Source organism: Arthrobacter sp. B2060 (assembly GCF_059090445.1).
In genome coordinates this window covers 233,079-255,226 of record NZ_JBNHFR010000004.1, presented here as the reverse complement: position 1 = coordinate 255,226, position 22,148 = coordinate 233,079, and the positions used below count along the sequence as shown (strand labels likewise).

At 66.9% G+C, this 22,148-nt stretch carries 20 protein-coding genes; 9 read left to right on the top strand and 11 right to left on the bottom strand.

Annotation, left to right across the window (positions count from 1 at the left end):
* Positions 1 to 17: 17 nt before the first annotated feature.
* The 3 genes from AC5RUM_RS09970 to AC5RUM_RS09960 all read right to left on the bottom strand — a co-directional run bounded on the left by AC5RUM_RS09970 (position 18) and on the right by AC5RUM_RS09960 (position 3,221).
* The gene (locus AC5RUM_RS09970; RefSeq protein ID WP_494034768.1) at positions 18 to 1,292 is read right to left on the bottom strand and encodes an aminotransferase class I/II-fold pyridoxal phosphate-dependent enzyme; all 1,275 of its coding nucleotides are present in this window, start codon (positions 1,290 to 1,292) and stop codon (positions 18 to 20) included.
* Entirely contained in the window at positions 1,292 to 2,173 is an 882-nt protein-coding gene (locus tag AC5RUM_RS09965) for a class I SAM-dependent methyltransferase (protein WP_494034767.1), read from the bottom strand. The genes AC5RUM_RS09970 and AC5RUM_RS09965 overlap by 1 nt, the downstream gene beginning before the upstream one ends.
* A gap of 127 nt (positions 2,174 to 2,300) precedes the next feature.
* A complete protein-coding gene (locus AC5RUM_RS09960; RefSeq protein WP_494034766.1) occupies positions 2,301 to 3,221 on the bottom strand; it encodes a phosphatase PAP2 family protein in 921 nt (306 codons plus the stop codon).
* 97 nt (positions 3,222 to 3,318) lie between these two features.
* Here AC5RUM_RS09960 and AC5RUM_RS09955 point away from each other — a divergent pair, with 97 nt between their 5' ends.
* Positions 3,319 to 3,552 (top strand): hypothetical protein, encoded by a 234-nt coding sequence (locus AC5RUM_RS09955; protein ID WP_494034765.1) that lies wholly within the window; start codon positions 3,319 to 3,321, stop codon positions 3,550 to 3,552.
* Positions 3,553 to 3,614: 62 nt separating this feature from the next.
* Positions 3,615 to 4,010, top strand: a complete 396-nt coding sequence (locus AC5RUM_RS09950) for a hypothetical protein (RefSeq protein WP_494034764.1) — start codon at positions 3,615 to 3,617, stop codon at positions 4,008 to 4,010.
* A gap of 35 nt (positions 4,011 to 4,045) precedes the next feature.
* Here AC5RUM_RS09950 and AC5RUM_RS09945 read toward each other — a convergent pair whose 3' ends face one another.
* The 4 genes from AC5RUM_RS09945 to AC5RUM_RS09930 all read right to left on the bottom strand — a co-directional run bounded on the left by AC5RUM_RS09945 (position 4,046) and on the right by AC5RUM_RS09930 (position 7,410).
* The gene (locus AC5RUM_RS09945; RefSeq protein WP_494034763.1) at positions 4,046 to 4,366 is read right to left on the bottom strand and encodes a hypothetical protein; all 321 of its coding nucleotides are present in this window, start codon (positions 4,364 to 4,366) and stop codon (positions 4,046 to 4,048) included.
* Between the two features lie 58 nt (positions 4,367 to 4,424).
* A complete protein-coding gene (locus tag AC5RUM_RS09940) occupies positions 4,425 to 4,925 on the bottom strand; it encodes a hypothetical protein (protein WP_494034762.1) in 501 nt (166 codons plus the stop codon).
* 143 nt (positions 4,926 to 5,068) lie between these two features.
* Positions 5,069 to 5,815, bottom strand: coding sequence for a response regulator transcription factor (locus AC5RUM_RS09935; protein ID WP_494034761.1), 747 nt, complete (start codon positions 5,813 to 5,815; stop codon positions 5,069 to 5,071).
* Positions 5,812 to 7,410 carry a sensor histidine kinase gene (locus AC5RUM_RS09930; protein WP_494034760.1) on the bottom strand — a complete coding sequence of 533 codons (1,599 nt, stop codon included), beginning with the start codon at positions 7,408 to 7,410 and terminating at the stop codon, positions 5,812 to 5,814. Before AC5RUM_RS09930 ends, AC5RUM_RS09935 begins: the two co-directional genes overlap by 4 nt.
* Before the next feature lie 517 nt (positions 7,411 to 7,927).
* On the opposite strand from AC5RUM_RS09930, the gene AC5RUM_RS09925 reads away from it, so the two are divergent.
* The 7 genes from AC5RUM_RS09925 to AC5RUM_RS09895 all read left to right on the top strand — a co-directional run bounded on the left by AC5RUM_RS09925 (position 7,928) and on the right by AC5RUM_RS09895 (position 18,002).
* Positions 7,928 to 9,508: a response regulator gene (locus AC5RUM_RS09925; RefSeq protein WP_494034759.1), complete on the top strand. Its 1,581-nt coding sequence runs from the start codon at positions 7,928 to 7,930 to the stop codon at positions 9,506 to 9,508.
* Positions 9,501 to 10,949: a sensor histidine kinase gene (locus AC5RUM_RS09920; RefSeq protein ID WP_494034758.1), complete on the top strand. Its 1,449-nt coding sequence runs from the start codon at positions 9,501 to 9,503 to the stop codon at positions 10,947 to 10,949. The genes AC5RUM_RS09925 and AC5RUM_RS09920 overlap by 8 nt, the downstream gene beginning before the upstream one ends.
* A 135-nt stretch (positions 10,950 to 11,084) precedes the next feature.
* Positions 11,085 to 11,744, top strand: coding sequence for a class I SAM-dependent methyltransferase (locus AC5RUM_RS09915; protein ID WP_494034757.1), 660 nt, complete (start codon positions 11,085 to 11,087; stop codon positions 11,742 to 11,744).
* 73 nt (positions 11,745 to 11,817) lie between these two features.
* Positions 11,818 to 12,930 (top strand): o-succinylbenzoate synthase, encoded by a 1,113-nt coding sequence (locus AC5RUM_RS09910; protein WP_494034756.1) that lies wholly within the window; start codon positions 11,818 to 11,820, stop codon positions 12,928 to 12,930.
* Between the two features lie 108 nt (positions 12,931 to 13,038).
* Positions 13,039 to 15,129, top strand: coding sequence for a PhoX family protein (locus tag AC5RUM_RS09905; RefSeq protein ID WP_494034755.1), 2,091 nt, complete (start codon positions 13,039 to 13,041; stop codon positions 15,127 to 15,129).
* A 78-nt stretch (positions 15,130 to 15,207) separates the two neighbouring features.
* A complete protein-coding gene (gene menD, locus AC5RUM_RS09900) occupies positions 15,208 to 16,992 on the top strand; it encodes a 2-succinyl-5-enolpyruvyl-6-hydroxy-3-cyclohexene-1-carboxylic-acid synthase (RefSeq protein ID WP_494034754.1) in 1,785 nt (594 codons plus the stop codon).
* Positions 16,993 to 17,168: 176 nt separating this feature from the next.
* Entirely contained in the window at positions 17,169 to 18,002 is an 834-nt protein-coding gene (locus tag AC5RUM_RS09895) for a hypothetical protein (RefSeq protein WP_494034753.1), read from the top strand.
* 47 nt (positions 18,003 to 18,049) lie between these two features.
* Here AC5RUM_RS09895 and AC5RUM_RS09890 read toward each other — a convergent pair whose 3' ends face one another.
* The 4 genes from AC5RUM_RS09890 to AC5RUM_RS09875 all read right to left on the bottom strand — a co-directional run bounded on the left by AC5RUM_RS09890 (position 18,050) and on the right by AC5RUM_RS09875 (position 22,127).
* On the bottom strand, positions 18,050 to 18,853 hold the full coding sequence (locus tag AC5RUM_RS09890; protein WP_494034752.1) for an amino acid ABC transporter ATP-binding protein: 804 nt from the start codon (positions 18,851 to 18,853) through the stop codon (positions 18,050 to 18,052).
* A 12-nt stretch (positions 18,854 to 18,865) separates the two neighbouring features.
* Positions 18,866 to 19,657: an amino acid ABC transporter permease gene (locus AC5RUM_RS09885; protein WP_494034751.1), complete on the bottom strand. Its 792-nt coding sequence runs from the start codon at positions 19,655 to 19,657 to the stop codon at positions 18,866 to 18,868.
* Positions 19,658 to 19,760: 103 nt separating this feature from the next.
* Complete coding sequence (locus AC5RUM_RS09880; RefSeq protein ID WP_494034750.1) at positions 19,761 to 20,570, bottom strand: ABC transporter substrate-binding protein; 810 nt, start codon at positions 20,568 to 20,570, stop codon at positions 19,761 to 19,763.
* 183 nt (positions 20,571 to 20,753) lie between these two features.
* Complete coding sequence (locus AC5RUM_RS09875) at positions 20,754 to 22,127, bottom strand: isochorismate synthase (RefSeq protein WP_494034749.1); 1,374 nt, start codon at positions 22,125 to 22,127, stop codon at positions 20,754 to 20,756.
* Positions 22,128 to 22,148 lie beyond the last annotated feature (21 nt).

The following is a 22,148-nucleotide window of genomic DNA, read 5'->3' as shown; positions in this document are numbered from 1 at the left end:
TACAGTGACGGCTGCTGCTACGGTGCCGGCGGGTGCGCCTTAGCGGCCGGAATCACCGGAATGAGGCCGGTGGGCAGGTGGTACTCCGAGTCCTCGGGACGGTCCTGCTCGGCGCGCTCGATGGCAGCCTGGAAGTGGGGCAGGCTTCGTTCCACCATCTCTTCACTTGCGGTGAGGGAGATGCGGAAGAAACCGGGCGTTTCGAACAGGGTGCCGGGCAGCACGAACACATCCTCCTGGCTGAGGGCCTCGGTGAAGGCCTCGTCGTCGGCTATGGGGGAGCGGACGAACAGGTAGAACGTCCCCTCGGAAGGCTGCAGCCGGTAGTCCATCCCGCGCAGCTCCCGCACGAGCCAGTCCCGTTTGCGCTGGAGCTGATCGACGTCGATGGTGAACCGTTCCAGCTTGGGCAGCGCATGCTGCAGCGTGCCGTTGGGATAGATCCAGCCCATCGCCACCTGCAGCGCGCCCATGGCGGGTGCGAGGTCCTTCCGGTCAGGCATGGTGGAAGGAAGGGCAAGGTATCCGATCCGCTCACCCGGTGCCAGATGCGTTTTGCCGTACGAGTAGGCCAGCAGCGTGTGGGGGTAGAACTCGGCAGGGCTGTGGAAACGGGCGCCGTCGAACACAATCCGGTTGTAGGGCTCGTCCGACACGAGATAGATCCGGCGTCCGATGCGCGCGGAGGCGTCCTCCAGCAGGTCGGCGAGGCGCTGCAGGAGCTCCGGCGGGTAGATCCGGCCAGTGGGGTTGTTCGGCGAATTGACGATCACCACCCGGGTACGCGGCGTGATCACAGCCCCGATGGCCTCCAGGTCAAGGTCGAACGTTTCCGTGTTGATCCGGACCTTCACGGGGACAAGACCGGCCTCGACGACGAGCGGCTCGTACAGGAACCACGGCGGCAGGCTGTAAATCACTTCATCACCCGGATCGGCCACCGCCTTCAGCGCCATGGCGATCGCAGTGAATCCGCCGGTTGTCAGGTACAGGTCCTCGGCTGCGAACGGCACGTCCAGCAGTCCTTGAAGGGACTCCGCGGCGACCTCCCGCGGGTAGGCGCCGTTGGACTTGTAGGCAAACCACTGGTCGTCACGGGGGTTGACCGCATCCCGCAACGCGTCCACATACGCGGTTTGGGGCATCTGGTGCGGATTGCCCAGCGTGAAGTCACAGACCCCGGGCAGAAGGTGCCGCCGGGAGTACGTGGAGTCGTTGAGGAACGCGCTGATCCGCTGGAAGGACGGGATGGACGCGACGCTGAGCGCGCGCCGGGATGCAGCGGAGTCCATCACTGCGCGCCTCCGGTGTTGGCACCTGGCCGCACCTTCTTGGCGGTGAGCAGCAGGTACTCCCAGTCCATCTGGGACGGTGCGTCGCCGTGGGCATCGCTGTAGGCCGCGGCGAGTTCCGTGAGGGCCTCGTCCAGGGCTTTGACTCTTTCCTCGTCCCCGCCAAGGGACTTGTACACCGAGATCGTGGGGCCGTAGTGGGACTTGAAGTAGTGCAGGAAGTCGTTGGGCTGGTGGAAGCTGGTAATGGTGACCGTCTGCTTCCGGGCATCGATGTCGGTGACGTTGCTGCCCAGGAGCTTGCGCACATGGTCCTCGCTGCCCCACAGCGGCGGGGGTTGGGCGCCGGGGGGAGGCGGGGGAGCGAATGGTTTCATGGTGGCGAACATTTGCCCGATGAACCCTTCCGGCGTCCAGCTCAGCAGGCCGATCGTGCCGCCGGGGCGGCAGACCCTGAGCAGCTCACTGGCGCTCTTTTCATGGTGCGGGGCAAACATGACGCCGAGGCAGGACATCACCACATCGAACTCGCCGTCGGGGAACGGAAGGGCCTCGGCGTCCGCTTCCATCCATTCCAGATCGACGCCGCGGTCGGCTGCCTGGTGACGGCCGGCGTCGAACATCTCCGGGGTGAGGTCGCTGGCCACCACCTGGGCCCCCATCATGGCCGCGGGAATGGCGGCGTTGCCGGCGCCCGCGCCGACATCCAGCACCCGCTGCCGCGGTTTGATGCCGCAGGCCTCAACGAGGATGGCGCCGAGATTGGGGATGAGTTCGCTGGCGAGGGCCGGGTAATCCCCCTGTGCCCACATGGCCCGGTGCTTCTCCTTGAGTGCCCGGTCCGCGGTGGCATCCGCCGTGGTTGCATCCTTGTCATTCATCCGAACCCCTCCGCGTGTGTGCATCATTGCCGGTGCAGGTTGTCATGGACAGCCCGCTGCTGGCCCAGTGGAGGCTGTGGTGCGACTTATTCTCGGCTTCGGTGCCGGGGTTGTAAAGAAGGAGCCGCTACCTGGCAGGTGCTTTCCGGCGTCGGGCGGCGTAGGCGAACAGCGACGTCGTCCCCACGGTAGCCAGGTATCCGGCGATCACGATCAGTGAAATTCCCGCCCAGAAGTAATTGGTGGTGCTGCCCTCCTGGCCAGGCGGTGCGATGGTGACCAACGAAAACACAGCCACCGCGGCGGAGGCCAGGCCGATCGCCACCGGCAGTCCGAGCCACAACCGCGCGGAGGCCCAATGACCGTTGAAGCCGTCCCACACATTCCACTCATGGGTGCCCGTGCGGATGATGAGCCAGCCGGCGGGAATCATGAAGCAGCCCACGAGCAGGAACGCGGCCACCACATCCGCGGGCCGGTGCCACTGGTTCACCAGCGTGGACATTCCCGACGCGATCGCAAAACTGCCGCCCACGAATCCCGCAAGCGGCCGCCAGCGCGGCGACGCCATGAGGAACACCGCGGCGGCCGCAGAGGCCGCCAGCGTGGTGTGCCCCGACGGCAGCGAATTCAGCTCCAGCGTCTCCACGCCCCGGTCCGGCCGCACCGGCAGCAGCTGCTTGAGAACCTGCGTGGCGATGTTCGCCGCCACGCACGCCGCCAGGGCGATGCCCGCCGCCCGCCAGCGGCGGTGGATCACCGTGACAAACAGAACGACGACGGCGGCCATCACCAAGGAGATGGTGGGCAGCCAGTCCAGGAACCGGGTGGTGACCTTGCCTGCAGGTCCATGGATTTCCACGGCCTCCACCAGGGCGGACTCGTCGATGAACTGGCCGGTGGTGGTGCGGACAAAGTAGTAGTACGTGGCCGCGAGCCCGGCCATGCAGGCCAGGGTGGCAACGAAGAAGAGGAAGCCGGTGCCCCTCGCGAGGCGCATCCGGCCCGCGGGCTGCTTGCGTCTGGGGTCCCTGGGCTGAGAAATCATCGTATAAAGGGTGTCACAGTTTGCTGGGAGCCGCCTGACTGCCGGGTGCATGCCAGCGGCCCTCGACAGCGCGCCGGGCGCGAATTAGCTTGGGCGTATGACTGAAAACCCGGAGGACACCGGCACTGCCCGCGAAGACACCGGCACTGCCCGCGAAGACACCGGCACTGCCCGCGAAGATGATGGACCCGGCCGCGGCGAGGACGAGGCCGCCCACGGCTCTCCCGCAGGCGACCTGAGCAGTAAACTGGACCCCGACTTCATTCCGCAGCAGGGCGATACCCCCGAAGTGGAACGGACCCGGGAACACCCGGAGGAAACCGGCAGCTGAGCGGCGTTCCGTGCCAAGACATATTGACCATCCAGGGGCCCGCCGGCGGATAGAGTTTGAGCATGGCCGGACTCGCAGATGTTCTTGGCCCCGTTCTGGAACTGATGTCCTGGGTGGGGTTCATTCCCGGCGTGCCGCTGCTCGTGTGGGGCCTGGTCATCAGGAAACGGCGGTGCCAGTGGACGAGCACGTCCGGCGAGGTGTACACGGCCGGCGGCTTCACCGGATTCCGCTGGATCGATCAGGAAAACGTGCCCCGGCAGACACTCGTTGACGCGGAGGTGGCGCGCGGACTGGTGGCAGGCAACGAAGTGAAACTCCACTACGACCTCTGCCACCCTTCCCGCTGGGGCCTCGAGCCTCCCAAACACGACAACACCGTCCTGATCCTCGGCTGGATCTTCACCGGGCTCGGGCTTCTGTGCACGGTGGGCGGGTTCGTGCTGCTGCTCTTCTAACGGTCCCCTCTGGCGGACTCCTTCTAAAGGCCCGGCTAATGGCCCGGGCTGGGCCGGACCGCGTGGCCGCGTGCCGGCTGTGGAGTGCCGCTGCGCTTGTTCCGTTCCTTCAGGTGATCCAGCAGCGCCTGCTCGGGATGTCCGGGGTTCTCCGCAAGGTGCCGGAGCAGCCGGCGCCGCACTTCTGACCGCGGGTCGGCCGTGGTAAGCACGCTCTGGATGATGTCCAGGACCTGCTGGTGCAGTTCGGAATCGTCAATGGTGATGGTGGAGGGCTGGCTGTTCGGCACGCCGATTGTGTAACCGCGGCGTTCCGGCGGGATGGGTTCATGCAGGTCACGGAAGTTCCTGTGCATCACGGACTCCTTCTTTGGGGAAATCTGGGAAACCTGGGCGGTACTCTCACGCTGGCGCTCATTCATCGCTGGCATCTCCGCTGACGTCCAGGCCGCCCTTGTCGTCGGGCTTCACCGGGGATGAGGAATCTTCTTCTGTTGCTGCCACGGCGGGAGAGGTCACCTGCGTCGGTGCGACGTGCTGGACAGCGCCCGGGTCCTCGCCGACGGAAACGCCGGCGGGCGCGTCGGTGGCCTGGGTCTGGGCCATCTGGACCGGCGGGGAGTTCAGCGCCGAACCGGGCGCATCCGGCGCTGAACTGGCGGGAGCGGCAGTATTGAGGGGCATGGTCTTGCGCGAAGGGGACGTGGCCTCGGCAGTCGTCAGGGGCTTGCTGCGGGGGGACAATTCGGCGGGCGACGCCGCGTCGCTCGTCCCGGGAACGGCGCCTTGCCGGACGGTATCGACCACCACCACACCGGCAGGCTGGTCCGTAGGCGCCCCTGCAAGCGACTGTGTCCAGACTGCAAGACCGGCAAGTCCGATCAGGGGAACGCTCAGCACGGATAACTTCTTCACCGGCATGCCTTCCCTCGTTGGTGATTCCACTGTGAGGCGCGAAGGTGAGGCAAGAATGAGACGTGGATGAGAATCCTCTCATCCAGCCCGCGGCGGGCACGGTGCCGGTGCTTCAATCCAGAACGTGTTTAGTCCAAGACGGCTCAGACCGGGGCTGGCTCCTGGCCGTTAGGGTCCCCGTTGCGGGGGCTGTCCGGAGCGTCGCCGGCGGGGGTCGCTTCTTCGGGCAGGCACACGAGGCGGTAGCCCACGCCCCGGACTGTCTGGATGCGGTTCTGGCCGAGCTTGTGCCGCAGATATCGTACGTAGACGTCCACGACGTTGGAGGACCCTTCAAAGTGGTAGCCCCACACCCGGCTCAGCAGTTGCTCCCGGCTGAGTACCCGGCCGGCGTTCTCCATGAGGGTCCGCGCCATGACGAACTCCCTGGCCGAAAGGTCAATGACGCGTCCGCCGACCTGCGCGGTCCGCAGGTTGACATCGAGCGTCAGGTCGCCGCAGACGAGCGTGGGTGCTGCCGTGACGGGCGACGTGCCCCGGAGCCGCAGCTTCACGCGCGACAGCAGTTCCTCGAACCTGAAGGGTTTGGTCATGTAGTCATCGGCGCCGCCCTCGAGCGCGGATACCGTGCTTTCCAGGCTGTCCGCGGCGGTGAGGACGATCACCGGGATGGCGGAGTGCATGGCGCGGAGGTTCTGGAGGACGGTAAGCCCGTCCATGCGGGGCATTCCGATATCAAGGATGAGGAGGTCGTACTCGCCGGACGTGGCATAGTCCAGCGCCTTCACGCCGTCAGAGACCTGGGTGGTGGTGTATCCCGCCGCCGTGAGGCCCTTAACGAGGAAGGCCGCAATGCGGGGCTCGTCATCGGCGATGAGGATCCGGGTCACAGGCTGCCTCCGTGACCTGAGAGGACGGCAGTGCCCGACGACGGCTTGGTCAGCCGCGATTTTGCGTGCGGGCCGGCGGCTCTTTTCGCCGCGCCGGGTGAGTCCTCCTCGGCGCTGTCCCCACCCCCTGCCGGGATGGTCAGCACAAACCGGCTTCCCTTGCCTACAGTCGATTCCAGCCGGACAGTTCCGCCGTGCGCCTCGGCGATCGCCTTGACGATCGAGAGGCCCAGTCCGGAGCCTTCGGACGATCCCGCGGCATTGCGGCCCTTCGCGAAACGTTCGAAGATGCGCTCGTGATCCTCGGCGGGGATGCCGGTGCCGGTGTCCGAGACCCAGATTTCGAGGTCCGTCGACTGGTGCGGCCGCGCACCCAAAGGTGCGCCGCCGTCGTCGTTCTTTGCCCAGGCGGCCCCGACGGAAATCCGGTCCGTCTCCGCCGTATGCCTGACGGCGTTGACCGCGAGCTGTTCCAGCGCCTGCATGAGCCGGTGCCGATCGGCGCGGATGAGGCCGCCCGGCTTGGCCTCCAGCTCCCAGCGGCGCGGAGCGAAGACCTTGATGCGGTTCAGGATGTTCTCCAGGAAGATATCGGCCTCGATCCACTCCGGGGACACGAAGTCGGGCCGGCCGCTGCGGGCAAGGATCAGCAGGTCCTCCACCAGCACCTGCATCCTGTCCAGCTCGTCCAGGAGCAGGACGCGGGTCTGGTCCACGTCCTCGGGGTCGCCCGCGCGCAGCAGTTCCAGATAACCGCGGATGACCGTCATGGGCGTGCGGAGTTCATGGCCGGCGTCGTGGACGAAGCGGCGCTGATTCTCGAAACCGGACTCGAGCCGCTCCAGCATGTGGTTGAAGTTCATGGCCAGTTGGGCGACGTCGTCCGTGCTCCCCGTGACGTCCACACGCTTGGTCAGGTCTTCGAACGTGGTGTTCTGGGTGGCTTCCCGCAAGCGCCGGATAGGGCTGAGCAGCCGCCCGATGAACACGTACCCCATGAAACCGGCGATGGCGAGGGTCACCAGGGCCGCCAAGGCGTAGGTCCACATGGAATTGACGATCTGGTCGCGCTGGCGGCCGATCTCATTGGCCACCACCAGGAGCCCCTCTTGCGGCTTGCCTTGCAGCTTCACCGGCGTGATGGACAGGCGCACTTCCCGGCCATCGATCACGGTGTCCTGCACCACGGTCCGGTCAGGCCGGCTCCAGGCCCAGATCTGCTCCCTGACCGCCAGCGTGCGCAGGTTGGTGGCCTGCTGGCCGCCTGGCAGGATCGTGTTGCCGTCCCGGATCAGTGTTATCAGCGACTCGTGCCCGCCGGGCGTCTCTGATCTCAGGAACAGTGTGAACAGTTCGTCCAGCGACCTGAACCCAGGACCCGGGGCCGGTTGAGCGAGGGCGTTCAGGTTCTTCCTCGGCTGCTGCAGCTCCTCATTAACACGGTCATCGAGGCTCCTGAGCTGGGCCGCATAGGTGACTGCTCCGGAGACCATGAGGCCCACCGCCATGAAAATAAGGAGTGTGGCCAGCACCCGGAACCGGACGGAACGGATTTCACTCCGCAGCTCCGCCCGCAGGACACTGGCAGACTTCATTGCCTTGCCCGTCGCAGATGTCTTGTCCGCCCCACGTTCCGACACCGTTCGTGTAACGCAGCACACATTTTCCCGCCGGCCACAAAAAATTTTTGGTTCCCGGACGTGCCGGCCCCAATACTCACAGCGGGGTACTCGGAGTACTTGGTTGCACCCTGTACTGCCACGCTCCGCCTCATCGGGTCACTCATTCCATGCTTATCCGGCGGTCCTCCGGGGGGCGAGGATCGCATAAAGCCGCTGGGAACTGCGGCAATACCAAGATAGGCCTGCATTCTTGGGAAAAACTTGGTGATGTCCTCCGTCGATGGGGCTTCGTCCCCGCGGTTGGAGGGGTGGCGCGGCATGACCGCCGGGCCGGCGGGCCGGGCGGGCTGCCCCGAACTGCGACGCATCCAAGTAGTCCTTCCCCGAAAAATCGAGTACTCGCTACTCGTGCCCGTACTTGCACAAGTGACAAATATGAGGGTCAAGCCATTCATGGGGAATGCAGTTTATGGGGATAGTAGGTGCACACATGGTTCAGACAGTTGCAGAGGACACTCGCTGGTCTCGCAGGGCACAAGACGACGAGTTCCTCCCGACAGCCACAAATGGTGCAGGTGGAGCGGCGACGAAGCTGTCCATCAGCATCCTGGGTCCGCTCAAGGTCCGCCGCGGAAACGTGGTTATCGGATCACACGAGCTGGGCGGCCCCAAACCACGCCAGGTGCTGGAGATCCTGTTGCTCAAGCTGGGCACACCGGTTTCCAAGAACCACCTGATCGACGTCCTCTGGAACGGGCAGCCTCCGGCCGAGGCGCTCTCCACCCTCGAAAGCTACGTCAGCGTACTGCGCCGCCACCTGCAGCCCGGCTCCGGCAAGGGCGGCGCCCTCCGGACGGTCACCGGCGGCTACATGATGGACCGCAGCATGGTTGACCTGGACCTTGACCGGTTCGACGACCTCCTCAAGCAGGCAGGACACGCCAGCCCGCAGGAATCCTACAAGATGCTCGAGAAGGCACTGGAGATCGCGTCCGTGCCGCTGCTCGGCGACGAACTCCTGGCCGGCTGGGCCGAAGAGGAACGGGCACTGCATGCAGCCCGCGTGGCCGGCATCAAGGCCCGCGCCGCCGAAGCCGCCGTCGCCGTGGGACAGCCGGAACGCGCCGTGGCCCTGGCCAGCGAGCTGCTGCTTGACGATCCAATCAACGAGCGGGCCTGGACCGCCTTGGTGCTCGGGCTCGAAGAATCCGGACAGTACATGGAGGCGCTGCGCGCCTACGGACGGTGCCGCCGGGTCATGGACCAGGAGATCGGCTGCCTTCCCGGCCGGGCGCTCCGCGACGCACACGCCAGGCTGCTTCAGGCCACGGCCGCCAGCGACGACGAAGCGGCCGACCTGTCAGACACCGACTCACCGCTTCCTCCCGTTAGTTCACAAAGCATGCGCGAAATCAGCATCCTGACCATCGACGACCACAGCACGTTCACGGAACTGCTGACCGCCGCCCTGGACCGCGAGCCGGACCTCCGCAGCGTCGCTTCGGCCACCACCGCGAAGAGCGGCGTGGAACAGAGCATGGCGCTCAAGCCCGACGTCGTCATCATGGACTACCACCTGCCCGACGGCGACGGCCTCACCGCCGCCGCCCGGATCCTGGCGGATGCCCCCCAGACGCGGATCGTGATGCTCACGGGAGATCCGACTCCGGAAGCCCTGCGCACTGCCGCCTCGATGGGCATTTGCGCCTTCCTTCCCAAGGGCGGCTCGCTGTCCACGCTGCTGGACACCCTCCGGTACGCGCGGGCCGGGAACATGGTGGTCCACCCGTCCCTGGTGGCACAGCTGGGAATGAGCACCCCGAAGCCGGCACCTGCCGTCCGGGAAGTGGAGCCCGGCGGTCCTGTCCTTACCCCGCGGGAGCTGGATGTCCTCCGGCTGATGGCCGGCGGCCACGGATCCAAGGAAGTGGCCAGCAAGCTGGACATCTCGCTCAACACCTGCCGGGGATACGTGAAAGCGATCTTCGCCAAGCTTGGAACCCACTCGCAGCTCGAATCGGTCATGGAAGCCTCACGGCGCGGCATGCTCGAGCAGCCGTCCGATGGCTAGGCCGTCATTCCGGAGGCCAGCCCTGTTCAACCCATTTGATCTGGCGCAGGCCGAGCGTTCCGAGGTCTTCAATGCGGTGCGGCAGTTCCTGGTCATGGGTCTCGCGGCCTTGGTAGTGGTTACCACCCCGGTGGCTTTCTGGATCTGGTCCGAGGCGGAGCACCACGCCCTGGAGAACTCGCAGCTGGCCACCGAACACCTGGCCCAAAACGTGGTGGCGCCGCTTCTGGACGAGGCGGCGCTGTCCGGGGATCCGGCCGGCATCGCACGGCTGGACGAGCGGCTCCGCCCCTGGGTAGGGGAACGGTCCGTGTTCGAGATCAGGCTCTGGGATGCGGACGGGCGCATGGTCTACTCGGACGACGAGAAACTCATCGGCCAGAAGTTCGATTTGCCCCATGACGCCTTGGAGGTCCTGGCCGGCAAGCCCGTCAAAGCCACGCTGGAACTGCAGGCGGACGAGGTGCAGGAGGGCGTAAACACGGGCGAGCTGGTGGAAGTCTACGTACCGGTCACGGCGCCCAACGGGGAGCGCCTCGCCTTCGAGGCGTATTACGACGACGACGCCGTCCGCCAGGAACAGGCCGCGGTCCTGCTGGACATGGCTCCGCCGTTCCTCCTGGCGCTGGCAGTCCTGCAGTTGGCGCAGCTCCTGCCGGCAGTGCGGCTGGCCCGCAGGATCCAAGCCTATGAAGCGAGCCGGACCCGGCTGCTCCACCGTGCCATCGAAGCCTCGGAGCTGGAACGCCAGCGGATCGCCCGCGACCTGCACGACGAAGTCATCCAGGACCTCTCCGGACTGTCGTACGTGCTGGAATCCGAGGAACTGCACCGCCCTGTGGGCCAGCGCCGGCTGTTCTCGGAAGCCCGGCGTATCCTCCAGGACAACGTGCGGAACCTGCGCGCGATGACCAGCGAACTGTACCCGCCAGATCTCAGCCGGCTGGGCCTGTCCGGTGCCTTGGCGAGGCTGGGCGATCCGCTGGAGGAACGCGGGATCAGCCTCAGCCTGGACCTCCCGCCCACGTTCGAGCTGGACCGCGACCGTGCCGCCCTGTTCTACCGGGTGGCGCGGGAGGCCCTGGCGAACACCGCCAAGCATTCCAAAGCGACCAGGGCGGAGCTGCTGCTGCGACAGCAGGGGAAGCGGTCTGAAATACGCATCTCGGACGACGGCTGCGGCTTTGACCAGAGCCTCGGATCGCCTGAGGGGCACTTCGGTCTGCGGATCATGAAGGACACCATCAGTGAAGCCGGCGGATCCCTGCAGGTCCTCTCGAGGCCTGGGCAGGGCACAACAGTGACTGCGCGGTTCGGGGGCGGGATCGAGGGTGACCAGATCGACGACGAGCCCCGCGGCGGTGCACGACGCGCTTCACGCCAGCCTTCGGGCATCGGTGCGCTCAGCGGAGCTCCTGAAGTGCCGCAGCCGGTACGCTAGCGAACGGAGGAACAGGTCCGGGCGGTCCGCCGCCCCGACTTCTATGACAAAACCGGCGGTGCCCCAAGGCGCCGCCCCCAATACCGCCGGCCCCTCCAACGACGTAGGGGCCGGCGTCGTTTAAGGGAGCACACCGTGACGTCACCGCAGAGCCCCGAAGGACCCGCCGCACTGCAGCATCCGCGATTCGCCCATGCCTACGCACGCGCCGTGGTCGGCATGAACCGCCGCGGCGGCGCTGAACATCGTCGCCGCCTGCTGTCGGGTCTGCAGGGCAACGTCATTGAGGTCGGCGCCGGCGAGGGATCGTCGTTCGCGCTGTATCCCGCCGCGGTGACGGACGTTCTGGCCATTGAGCCCGATGACTACCTGCGCAGCCTGGCCGATCTCCGGGCCAAGTCGGCCCCTGTCCCCGTCGTGGTGGCGGCGGGCTCGGCCGAGCGGATCCCGGCCCGCGATGCCAGCGCAGATGCAGTGGTCTGCAGCCTGGTTCTCTGCAGCGTTGCCGATCAGGGCAAGGCGCTCGCCGAAATCTTCCGGGTCCTCCGCCCCGGGGGAACGCTGGCGTACTACGAACATGTCCGCTCGGCCAGCCGCCTGCTCGCCGCAGCGGAGGATGTGATGGCGCCGGTCTGGCAGCGGATGGCCGGCGGCTGCCACCCCAACAGAGACACCCTGGAAGCGGTCCGGGCCGCAGGATTCCACGTGACGGACAACGAGCGCTTCGGTTTCGCGCCCCAGGCGCTGGCCCCGCCGGTGGCGCATATTCTGGGGCATGCCACGCGTCCTGACTGATCGCCTGGGCGGGGTTGTCCACATAGCCGAACTCCTGCCGGCCGGGGTGTGCAGGCGCCGGTACAGTGAAGTCATGCCTGCCGAACCGCCTCCCGTGGCTTCCCAGATTCCGCCGTCTTCAGGGCAGTCCGAGTCTTACCGGCAGACCCTGCATTCCGGGCAGAGCCTGTGGGGTAGTCTGCCGCCGGTCGAGGAGCTGCTCGGTGCCGCGCGCGTGGTGGCACTGCCGATGCGCGTGAAGTTCCGCGGCATCCTGGAGCGTGAGTCGCTGCTGCTCAAGGGGCCCGCCGGCTGGGGCGAGTTTGGCCCGTTCCCGGAATACGGCGATGCGGAGGCCTCCCGCTGGCTCGCCTCCGCCATTGAGGCCGGCTGGCACGGATTCCCTGAGCCGCTCCGGACCAGCATCCCCGTCAACGCAACGGTGCCTGCCGTCCCCGCTGCGCGCGTGCCGGAAATCCTGGCCCGCTTTGGCCGGGTGGATGCGGTCAAGATCAAGGTGGCGGAACGCGGGCAATCCCTCGACGACGACGCCGCCCGGGTCGCGGCCGTCCGCGCCGAACTGCCGGACGCCGCCATCCGCGTGGACGCCAACGGAGGCTGGCGCGTCCCGGAAGCTGTGGAAGCCCTCACCCGGCTGGCCGGTGCGGGGCTGGAATACGCGGAGCAGCCCGTGCCGGACATCGACGGCCTGGCGGAAGTGCGCCGGCAGCTGCGCCGGGCCGGGGTTCCGGTGCTGATCGCGGCCGACGAAAGCGTGCGCAAGGAGGACGATCCCCTCAGGGTGGCCCGTGCCGGTGCCGCCGACCTGATCGTGGTGAAGGTGGCGCCGCTTGGCGGAGTCCGGCGGGCGCTGGACATCGTGGCCCAGGCTGGGCTGCCCGCCGTCGTGAGTTCCGCGCTGGACACATCCGTCGGGATTCGCGCCGGGCTGGCGCTCGCCGCAGCGCTGCCCGAACTGCCCTTCGCCTGCGGTCTGGGCACCGTTTCGCTGCTCGCCGGGGACGTCACTGCCGATCCGCTCGTGCCCGACGACGGCGCCATCCGGCTGCGGGCTGCCGTCGCCGACGAGGGCCTGCTGGAACAGTATGCCGCTCCCGCCGATCGGAAGGAGTGGTGGCTGGCCCGGCTGCGCCGCGTCTACGCGGAGCTGGCGCAGGGCCTGCATCCTCCGGTGTCGGCAGGGTGAACTTACAGGCCTGTAAGTTCACGGGATCTTAACCGGAGTGACCTCTCGTCTTTAGGTGTCGCTGACAGGGTGGGCGGGACCGCATCACACCCCTTGGAAGGTCCCTCCATGTCTGAAACCCCCGGGCGCAAGTTTGCCCTGCTGCCCATGCTTGGCCATACCAAAGGCAAGCGCAGCCCTGTCACCTGCGCACTCAAGTGCGACAACGCCTGCTCGGGCGACGTCTGCAACACCAGCTCCAACAGCTACTTCCGTGACATCGCATCCACCACGCTGTCCCGCCGCGCCGCCCTGGGCTTCGGCGCCGCCGGTGCCCTCGCCGTCGTCCTCGGCGGTTCCCTGGCATCCCCGGAAACTGCGGTAGCGGACGGCGGAACCGGCCTTTCGGACGCCGCCAAGAGCGGCTACATCCCTGGCGCCTCCAAGCTGCAGTTCACCGCCATCCCCTCAGTCCCGGCAGACGTCGACGCCGTCACCGTGCCCGCCGGCTTTACCTGGCAGCCGGTCATCCGGTGGGGCGACCCCATCTTCCAGGATGCCCCCGCGTTCGACCTCGCCAAGCAGACTGCCGCGGCCCAGGAACGCCAGTTCGGCTACAACAACGACTACACGGACATCCTGGAAATCCCCGGCAGCAAGGGCCGCCGTGCGGTGCTCTTCGCCAACCACGAGTACACGAACGACGCCATCATGTTCCCGCCGTCCATGGCCGCCGCGGACGTCCGCGCCGTCAGCCAGGCAGCGCACGGGCTCTCCGTCGTCGAACTGGAGCGCGCGAACAAGACCTCGCCGTGGAAATACGTGCAGGGCGCGAAGCTGAACCGCCGCTACCTGAACAGCACGCGCTACGAACTCACCGGGCCTGCTGCCGGCTCCCCGCTGGTCAAGACCACTGCCGATCCCGACGGCCGCTGGATCAACGGCACGCTGGGCAACTGCGCCGGCGGCACCACCCCGTGGGGCACCATCCTGTCCGGCGAAGAGAACTTCAACGGCTACTTCGTTGCCCCCGGAACCTCCGCCGAGGACAAGCGCTACGGCCTCACCAGCAAGCCCACCGCACGCCAGTGGGAACTGGACGACCCCCGCTTCAACACGAATAACCCCGGCTACGAGAACGAGGCCAACCGCTTCGGCTGGATCGTGGAGGTCGACCCGTTCGACCCCACCTCCACCCCGAAAAAGCACTCCTCCCTGGGACGCTTCAAGCACGAGGGCGCCAACGTGATCGTGGCCAAATCCGGGCACGTGGTGGCCTACTCGGGCGACGACGAGCGCTTCGACTACCTCTACAAGTTCGTCTCCAAGGGCAAGTACCGCGAGGGCGACCGCAAACACAATATGACCCTGCTGTCCGAGGGCGACCTCTACGTGGCCAAGTTCACCGGCGACTCACCCGCGGCCGAGATCGACGGGTCCGGCAAGGTGCCTGCCGACGGTTCGTTCGACGGCACCGGCGAATGGCTGCCTCTCGTGGTCAATGGCAAGTCGAAGGTCAAGGGCATGTCCGTCGAGGAGGTGCTGGTGTACACCCGCCTGGCCGCGGACAAGGTTGGCCCCACCAAGATGGACCGCTGCGAGGACGTGGAGCCCAGCCTGCGCACCGGCAAGGTGTATGTGGCCTGCACCAACAACTCGGACCGCGGCAAGGTTGGCAAGGAAGGCGCCACCGAGGTCAACCCCCGCAACGAAAACCGCGACGGGCACATCGTCGAGATCACCGAAATCGGCGACCAGACCTCGAGGAAGTTCACGTGGAACCTCCTCATGGTGTGCGGCGATCCGGCGCAGGGGGACGTCACCTACTTCTCCGGCTTCCCGGCGAACCAGGTCTCGCCGATTTCCTGCCCGGACAACCTCGCCTTCGACTCCGTGGGCAACCTCTGGATCTCCACTGACGGGGCGCCCTCGGGCATCGGCAAGAACGACGGCCTGTTCAAGGTCACTCTCGAAGGAGCCGAGCGCGGCCGCGTGGAGCAGTTCCTCGCGGTTCCCCGTGACGCGGAGACGTGCGGGCCGATCGTCCACGACACCGAAGGCCACGTGTTCGTTTCCGTCCAACACCCGGGCGAGGAAGGAACGTTCGAGGCACCGAACTCGTACTTCCCGGACTACGTGCGCGCCGGAGCCCCGGTGAAGAGCGGCCAGGCCCGCGCGCCGCGCCCGTCCGTCATCCAGGTCTTCCGCACAGACGCCTAAGGATCACCAGCCCTCCCTCACCTCCTGTTCAGTTCGGGCGGGAGGTGAGGGAGGGCTGGATGGTGGCAGACTGGTTCGGTGACTTCCGAGGATCCAACCAAGCCTTCCCCTCCTGCTTTCCCCGCCGTGTCAGCCCCGGCGCCTGCCCATCCGGGCACTGATCCGGAGCGAACGCTGACCTCGATCGCGGCCGCCCGCATCGCCGTTACAGGGCTGCTCGCCGCCGGGGTCCGGTACGTGGTGGTGGCCCCCGGATCGCGGTCCGCGCCTATGGCATACGCACTGGCCGAGGCCTCGGCGGCTGGACGGGTGGAGCTTCTGGTCCGGATCGACGAGCGTTCCGCGGGGTTCACCGCCCTCGGCCTGGCCCTGGTGACCGGCGCTCCGGTGGCCGTCCTGACCACCTCGGGGACCGCCGTCGGGAATCTCCTTCCGGCCGTCATGGAAGCCAACCACGCCGCCGTCCCGCTCGTGGTGCTGTCCGCCGACAGGCCTGACGAGCTCCGCGGAACCGGCGCGAACCAGACAACCGTCCAGTTGGACCTGTTCGGCGAGCACGTGCGTTTCGCTGTCGACGTCCCCGCGGGCGTGAGTCCGCAGCGTGCCGTGGAGACGGCGCTCGCCGCCGCCACCGGCGCCTTCGAGGACACGCCGCCCGGGCCCGTGCAGCTCAACCTCGCGTTCCGCGACCCCCTGGTCCCGGAGGCGGGGGAGCGCCTGCCGGAGCAGCGCGGCCACGGCACGTTCCGCATCGGCACCGAGCCGCTCACCATGGCCCTGACTCACACGACGGCGGACCTGCCGGAGCGGCGCACCGTAGTACTCGCCGGGCACGACGCCGGTCCCGTCGCCGAGGCTTTCGCCCGGGCCCACGGCCTTCCGCTGCTGGCCGAGCCGTCATCGAACTCGCGCTTCGGCCCGAACGCCGTAGGCCCATACCGGCTGCTGCTGGAGCACTTCGGCCCCGACTCAGCGCTGCCGATCGAGCGTGCGGTGGTGTTCGGACGCCCCACCCTGTCGCGGCCGGTCTCGGCGCTGCTGGCCCGGACCGACGTTCCCGCCGCTCTGTACGAACCCGTACCGGTCGCCTGGCACGAGCCCGGCCGCCGCCGCGAAACGTCCGTTGCCAGCCTGACCGAGCTCGCCGAGTTCGCCGGCCGAGGTTCCGCCGGGTGGCTCGACGCGTGGCTGCTGGCCGGTGCTGCGGCACAGCACGCGCTCGACGGCGTGCTCTCCAGCCATGAGGCGGCGACCGGGCCGTCCGTGGGTGCCCTCGTCTGGAAACACTCCCGCGGCCAACTCGTCCTCGGTTCCTCCAACGGCATCCGCGACGTGGACCTCGCCGGCCAGCCCGGCACCGAACCCGCCGCCACGGTCTTCGCCAACCGCGGCCTCGCCGGCATCGACGGCACCATCTCCACCGCCACCGGCATCGCCCTCGGCGGCCACCAGGAAACTACCCTGCTGCTCGGCGACGTCACCTTCCTGCACGACGCCGGCGGCCTCCTCCTCGGGGCCGGCGAAGACCAGCCGCAGCTGCGCATCGTGGTTCTCAACGACTCCGGCGGGGCGATCTTCAGCCTTCTCGAGCACGGCGCGGTGGACGAGGCAGGCGGCTACGGAGACGCCGTCGAACGGCTCTTCGGCACCCCCCACTCGGTGGACATTGCGGCACTCGCGGCAGCGTACGGCGTCGGGCACAGTACGGTAAGCACGACGGCGGGACTCGCCGAAGCGCTCACCGTTCCCTTCGCAGGCCGCACCATCGTCGAGGTCCGCACGGACCGGCACGGGCTCAGGGACCTGCACCGCCGGATCAGGGCGGCCATAAGCGCGGCCGTGGCCGGGGTACTGGCCGAGTAGCGGGACGCCCCAGATGGCCCCGGGACACGCATCCGGGCGGAGGACACGCATATTTGGGTGTCCCCGGGCCGGATGCGCGTCTTGAGGCAAGAACCGTGTCGCCGGCTGCTTCGGGTTGTCCACATAGCCGCCCTTCGCCCTTCAGCGGCAGAGCCATTTAGTGCGACTTTGTCACCATGAAAGATCTTCCCCGGCTGATCCTGGCCAAGGACCTGACCGAGATTGGCGCCAGCCCGCGTCCACTGTCCGCCGCTCTTAAGGCGGGGAGCCTGGTGCGAATCCGCCACGGTGTCTATGCGGACGCCGCGGCATGGAGGGGACTCAACAGCTGGCAGCAGTACAGGCTGCGGATCGAGGCCGTGGCCGAAACGTGCTGGGCTCCCACGATCTTCTCGCATCATTCCGCCGCATCGCCGTGGGAGATACCCACCATTCTGCGCGGGCAACCCGTTCATGCACTGACCACCTATCGGGGCGGTGGGAGATCCCGGGCGGGAGTTCGGCGGCACCTGGTTGATCCTAGCCGCGTCGAGGCCGAGGAATTGGACGGTCTCCTGGTCACATCCCGCATTCAGACAGTTAGGTTTGCGGACCCGGCCTCTGGCTCTGCCGGCGAATCTTATAGCCGCGGCCTGATCCATGCAGCAGGGTTTGCCCTGCCGGTCCTGCAGTATGAGGTGCGCAGTTCGACCGGCCGGATAGGGTACTCGGACTTCTATTGGGAGGAGAGCCGGACCGTGGGGGAGTTCGACGGGATTGCCAAGTACCAGAAACCCGAGTACCTCAACGGCAGGACCCCTGGTCAGGTTGTGGTCGACGAAAAGCTGCGCGAGGACCGCATCCGGGCGACGGGCCGAAACGTCGTGCGATGGGTCTGGGCCGATCTCTGGAAGCCGGGTGAACTCGATCGCAAGCTCACGGCGGCGGGGGTGCCGCGCCGTCGTCGGTCCTCCTCAGGACACGCCAATGGTGCCAGGACGCAGAAACGGTCCGGGGACACCCGAATATGAGTGTCCCCGGACCGTTTGCGCGTCGCCACGCAACTAGCGCGTCGAGCCTACTCCGTGATGTCGATGTGGGTCGGGTCCAGCACGCGCTTGAGGAACTCCCTGGTGCGGGCCTGGCTGGGGGAGCTGATGACTTGTTCGGCCACGCCCTCCTCCACCACCACGCCGCCGTCCATGAAGACCACGCGGTCGGCCACTTCACGGGCGAAGCCCATCTCGTGCGTGACCACGAGCATGGTCATGCCCTCCTTGGCCAGGTTCCGCATGACGGAGAGGACGTCGCCCACGGTCTCCGGGTCGAGTGCCGATGTGGGCTCATCGAACAGCATCAGCTCCGGGTCCATGCTCAGCGCCCGGGCAATGGCCACGCGTTGCTGCTGGCCGCCGGACAGCTGGTCCGGGTACCGGTCGGCGAGGTGCCCCAGCCCCACGCGCTCAAGGTTGGCCTTTGCCACCTTGTCCGCCTCGGACTGGGAGCGCTTGAGCACCTTGGTCTGGGCGACGGTGCAGTTCCGCAGGGCGCTCAGGTGCGGGAACAGGTTGAACTGTTGGAACACCATGCCCACTTTGCGGCGCATCCTGTCGATGTCCACGTCGGGGTCCGTGGCGTCGAAGCCACCCACGTGGATGCTGCCCTCGTTGGGCTGCTCCAGGAGATTCACGCAGCGCAGGAGGGTGGATTTGCCGGATCCGGACGGACCGATCAGGCAGACGACCTCTCCCGGCGCCACGTTCAGGCTGATGCCCTTGAGGACTTCGTTGGTCCCGTAGGACTTGCGCAAGTTCTGGATGGAAACGCCGGCAGCGTTGATGGAACCGGTGTGGTTGCGGGAGTTGGTTACGACGTCGTTCATTGACTTCTCTGCCTATCGCTTGGTCCGCGCGGAGCGGCTTTCGAACTTCCGGGCCAGGAGGCTCAGCGGGATGGTGATCACCAGGTAGAACGCACCCGCCACCAGAAGCGGCGTCAGGCCCGCGCCGAGGCTGGAGATGCCGTCCCGGCCGAACTTCGTGAGCTCGTACTGCGAAGCGGTCAGGCCCAGCACGTAAATCAGCGACGAGTCCTTGGTCAGCAGGATGACCTCGTTGGTCAGCGGCGGCAGGACGATCTTGAAGGCTTGAGGGATCACGATGGTGACCATGGCCCGCCACTGGGGCATGCCCAAGGAACGCGCGGCCTCCATCTGGCCCTTCGGTACTGCCTGCAGTCCGGCGCGGAGGGTTTCGGCGATGTAGGCCGCGGCGACCATGCCGAGGGAAATCATCACCACAACGGTCACGTTCCATGAAACGCCGAAGGCCAGCGGAACGCCGTATCCGAAGGCGATAAACACCAGCAGGGCCGGGATGCCGCGGAAGAATTCGATGTAGCCGGTGGCAATCCAGCGGTACAGCGGGAAGCTTGAGAGCTTCATGAGGGCCAGCAGCAGGCCGCCGGACAGGCCCACGATGAATCCGAGGAAGGTATAGATCAGGGTGTTCCTCAGGCCCGAGACGAAGATGTCCGGGAACATCGGCCCAATCTTGCCGAAGTTGAAGACGCTGTTGCCGACGGTTTTCCAGTCAGTGGCCAGGATCAGCGCGGCCATGGCCACTACAAAGATTCCGGCTTGGACATACAGGCTTACTCTGGCTCGCTGACGTGCGGTCATTGTCATTGCCATGGTCTACTCACAATCGTTTTGCGCAGTTGAGGCCCCGAACGGACTGCTGGACAGATCCTGAACGGGGCCCCTGCTGCGTAGGTCTCAGGCGCGTTGGCTACTTGGTGGCTTCGCCGAACCAGGTGGTCTCAAACTTCTTGAGGCTTCCGTCGTCGGTAAGGCGCTTCAGAGTGGCGTTGACCTGGTCAAGCACGGCGGTGTTGCCCTTTTTGATCGAGATGCCCAGCTTTTCACCGGTGGCGTAGTTCTCCACGCGCTTGTACTTGGGGTCGTCCTTGATGGCGTAGCCGAGGACCGACTGGTTGCCCAGGGCGGCATCGATGGTGCCGGCCTTGAGCGCCTGGACCAGCAGGCCCGTGTCCTCAAACTGCTGGGCGTCCAAGCCCTTCTCCTGCGCGAACTTGGCGCCAGTCGTGGCCTGCTGGACGCCCACCTTCTTGCCCTTGGCACTGTCGAGGTTCGTGATGCCGGAAGCGTCGGCAGCGACCAGTGTCAGGTCGTCGTTCAGGTATGGCTCGGAGAAGTCCATGACGGCCTTCCTCGGTTCCGTGATCGAAATCGAGGAGATGGAAACGTCGCACTGGGTCAGGGCCGTGCCGGTCTCGATGGCTTCGAACGAGCTGTCCACCACGTTCAGTTCGGCCTTCATGTCCTTGGCGACCTCGGCGGCGATGTCCATGTCGAAGCCGACGATCTTGCCGTCCTTCTGGAATTCGAAGGGCTCGTAGGGGACATCCGAGCAGACGGTCAGTTTGCCGGAGTTGATGAGCTGCACGGCGCCGTCGCTGCTTGTGGCTGCGGGGGTCGCGCCGCCGCCGCCACATGCGGTGAGGCTGAGGGCCCCAACGGCGAGGAGCGCGGCTGCCTTGGCACTGAGTTTGGCCGCGGCGAGGGACTTGAGCTGCATTTCTTTACCTTTTGTTGCAGGGGATGCGGAACTAAGACGGCTAATAGTGTAACGCTGTTTGTGAGATGTGCGTCACAGAAAACTAAGTTTCACTATTGGATAACTAAACATAGCCGCTTGGCAAGCCCGCTCCGGCTGCAACCGTCTGGTATCCCGGGCAAAGCCTGCCGCTAGCCCGCTGCATTAGTGGCTGATGCCCAGCGATTCCAGCATCGGACGGAACTTGGCCCAGGTCTCGGCCAGTTCCGCGTCGGGATGGGAGCCTTCGACTATGCCGCATCCGGCATATAGGCGGACCGTGGTCGGCGACTCGATGACGGCCCCGCGCAGGGCAATGCCCCACTCGCCGTTCCCCGCCGCGTCGAGCCAGCCCACGGGTCCGGCGTAGGGGCCACGGTCCATGTGCTCAAGCTTGCGGATCAACGCGCCCGCCACCTGGGTGGGCGTGCCGCAGACCGCGGCCGTGGGGTGCAGGGCGTTGATCAGGGCCAGGCAAGTGGGCACGTGCCCCTCCACCTCGGTGAGCTCGGCCTTGACGTCCGACGCCAGATGCCACACGTTCGGCAGCTCCAGGATGAACGGCTCACTGTGTGCATTCATGGCCTCCGAGAACGGCGCCAGCTGCGTGGTCAGCGACTGGATCGCGATCTCGTGCTCGTGCCGCTGCTTTTCGGAGCCAGCCAGTACCCGCTCGGCGTAGTCCAGGGGCAGCCCGGCCTCGCCCACGGCGTCGCGGCGGTCCAGCGTCCCGGCCAGGACCCGCGCCTGGGCGGTGCGGCCCTCCACCTGGATCAGCATTTCGGGGGTGGCGCCCACGAGGCCGTCCACTCCGTAGGTCCAGCATTCCCGGTACCGGATGGCGAGCTGCCGCAGGACCTCGGCCGCGTTGACACCCTCCGGCACGGTGGCCACGACGTCCCGGGCCAGTACCAGCTTTTCCAGCCTGCCCGTGCGGATCTCGGCAACACCGGCCGCCACGGCGGCCATCCAGTCCTCTTCGCTGAGCGAGCCTGTTTCCAGGGTGGCGGTTCCGGAAGGCCCGACGGCGGAGCCCGGCTCCGCGGGCGACTCGCCGCCGGCGGGCGTCTCGCCGCCGGCTGGCGTCTCGCCGCTGGCGGGGGACGAGCCAGACTCCAGCCACCCCCTCAGTGCGGCGAGTGCGCCCTCTTGGGTGAGTTCGCCGTCGTCGGCCGCTATCTGGGTGAGCCAAGTGCGGCCGTCCCGGAGCCCCACCACGATCTCGGGCACTATGAGGCGGGATTCATGCGCCGAAACCTTGGAGAAGGCGAACGATCCGAAGGCCACCGGGCCGGTGCCAGGGCATTCGACGTGGTCCGTGATGTCGGCCTCGATGACAAGGTGCCGCCACCATATGTCCGCCTCGAGGAACCGCTCGGGGCCGGTGGCTGTAAACCGGGCTACCTCGCCGAAGCCCACGAGTCCCGCCTCGCGCCGCGTCCAGCACAGAACGTCGTCCCGCACCAGATACGACGGCAGCCCCCCGGGGGTCGATTCTCCATCCAAAGGGACTGTCAGAGTGCGGAGCGTTCTGGTCATGATGGATCAACACTACTCTGG

Coding starts and splice junctions, on each gene's coding strand:
- AC5RUM_RS09890 (WP_494034752.1), bottom strand. CDS start 18,853: ATGAACGACGTCGTAACCAACTCCCGCAACCACACCGGTTCCATCAAC.
- AC5RUM_RS09910 (WP_494034756.1), top strand. CDS start 11,818: ATGCCTGCCGAACCGCCTCCCGTGGCTTCCCAGATTCCGCCGTCTTCA.
- AC5RUM_RS09895 (WP_494034753.1), top strand. CDS start 17,169: ATGAAAGATCTTCCCCGGCTGATCCTGGCCAAGGACCTGACCGAGATT.
- AC5RUM_RS09905 (WP_494034755.1), top strand. CDS start 13,039: ATGTCTGAAACCCCCGGGCGCAAGTTTGCCCTGCTGCCCATGCTTGGC.
- AC5RUM_RS09960 (WP_494034766.1), bottom strand. CDS start 3,221: ATGATTTCTCAGCCCAGGGACCCCAGACGCAAGCAGCCCGCGGGCCGG.
- AC5RUM_RS09925 (WP_494034759.1), top strand. CDS start 7,928: ATGGTTCAGACAGTTGCAGAGGACACTCGCTGGTCTCGCAGGGCACAA.
- AC5RUM_RS09885 (WP_494034751.1), bottom strand. CDS start 19,657: ATGACAATGACCGCACGTCAGCGAGCCAGAGTAAGCCTGTATGTCCAA.
- AC5RUM_RS09950 (WP_494034764.1), top strand. CDS start 3,615: ATGGCCGGACTCGCAGATGTTCTTGGCCCCGTTCTGGAACTGATGTCC.
- AC5RUM_RS09880 (WP_494034750.1), bottom strand. CDS start 20,570: ATGCAGCTCAAGTCCCTCGCCGCGGCCAAACTCAGTGCCAAGGCAGCC.
- AC5RUM_RS09945 (WP_494034763.1), bottom strand. CDS start 4,366: ATGCACAGGAACTTCCGTGACCTGCATGAACCCATCCCGCCGGAACGC.
- AC5RUM_RS09875 (WP_494034749.1), bottom strand. CDS start 22,127: ATGACCAGAACGCTCCGCACTCTGACAGTCCCTTTGGATGGAGAATCG.
- AC5RUM_RS09965 (WP_494034767.1), bottom strand. CDS start 2,173: ATGAATGACAAGGATGCAACCACGGCGGATGCCACCGCGGACCGGGCA.
- AC5RUM_RS09920 (WP_494034758.1), top strand. CDS start 9,501: ATGGCTAGGCCGTCATTCCGGAGGCCAGCCCTGTTCAACCCATTTGAT.
- AC5RUM_RS09930 (WP_494034760.1), bottom strand. CDS start 7,410: ATGAAGTCTGCCAGTGTCCTGCGGGCGGAGCTGCGGAGTGAAATCCGT.
- AC5RUM_RS09970 (WP_494034768.1), bottom strand. CDS start 1,292: ATGGACTCCGCTGCATCCCGGCGCGCGCTCAGCGTCGCGTCCATCCCG.
- AC5RUM_RS09955 (WP_494034765.1), top strand. CDS start 3,319: ATGACTGAAAACCCGGAGGACACCGGCACTGCCCGCGAAGACACCGGC.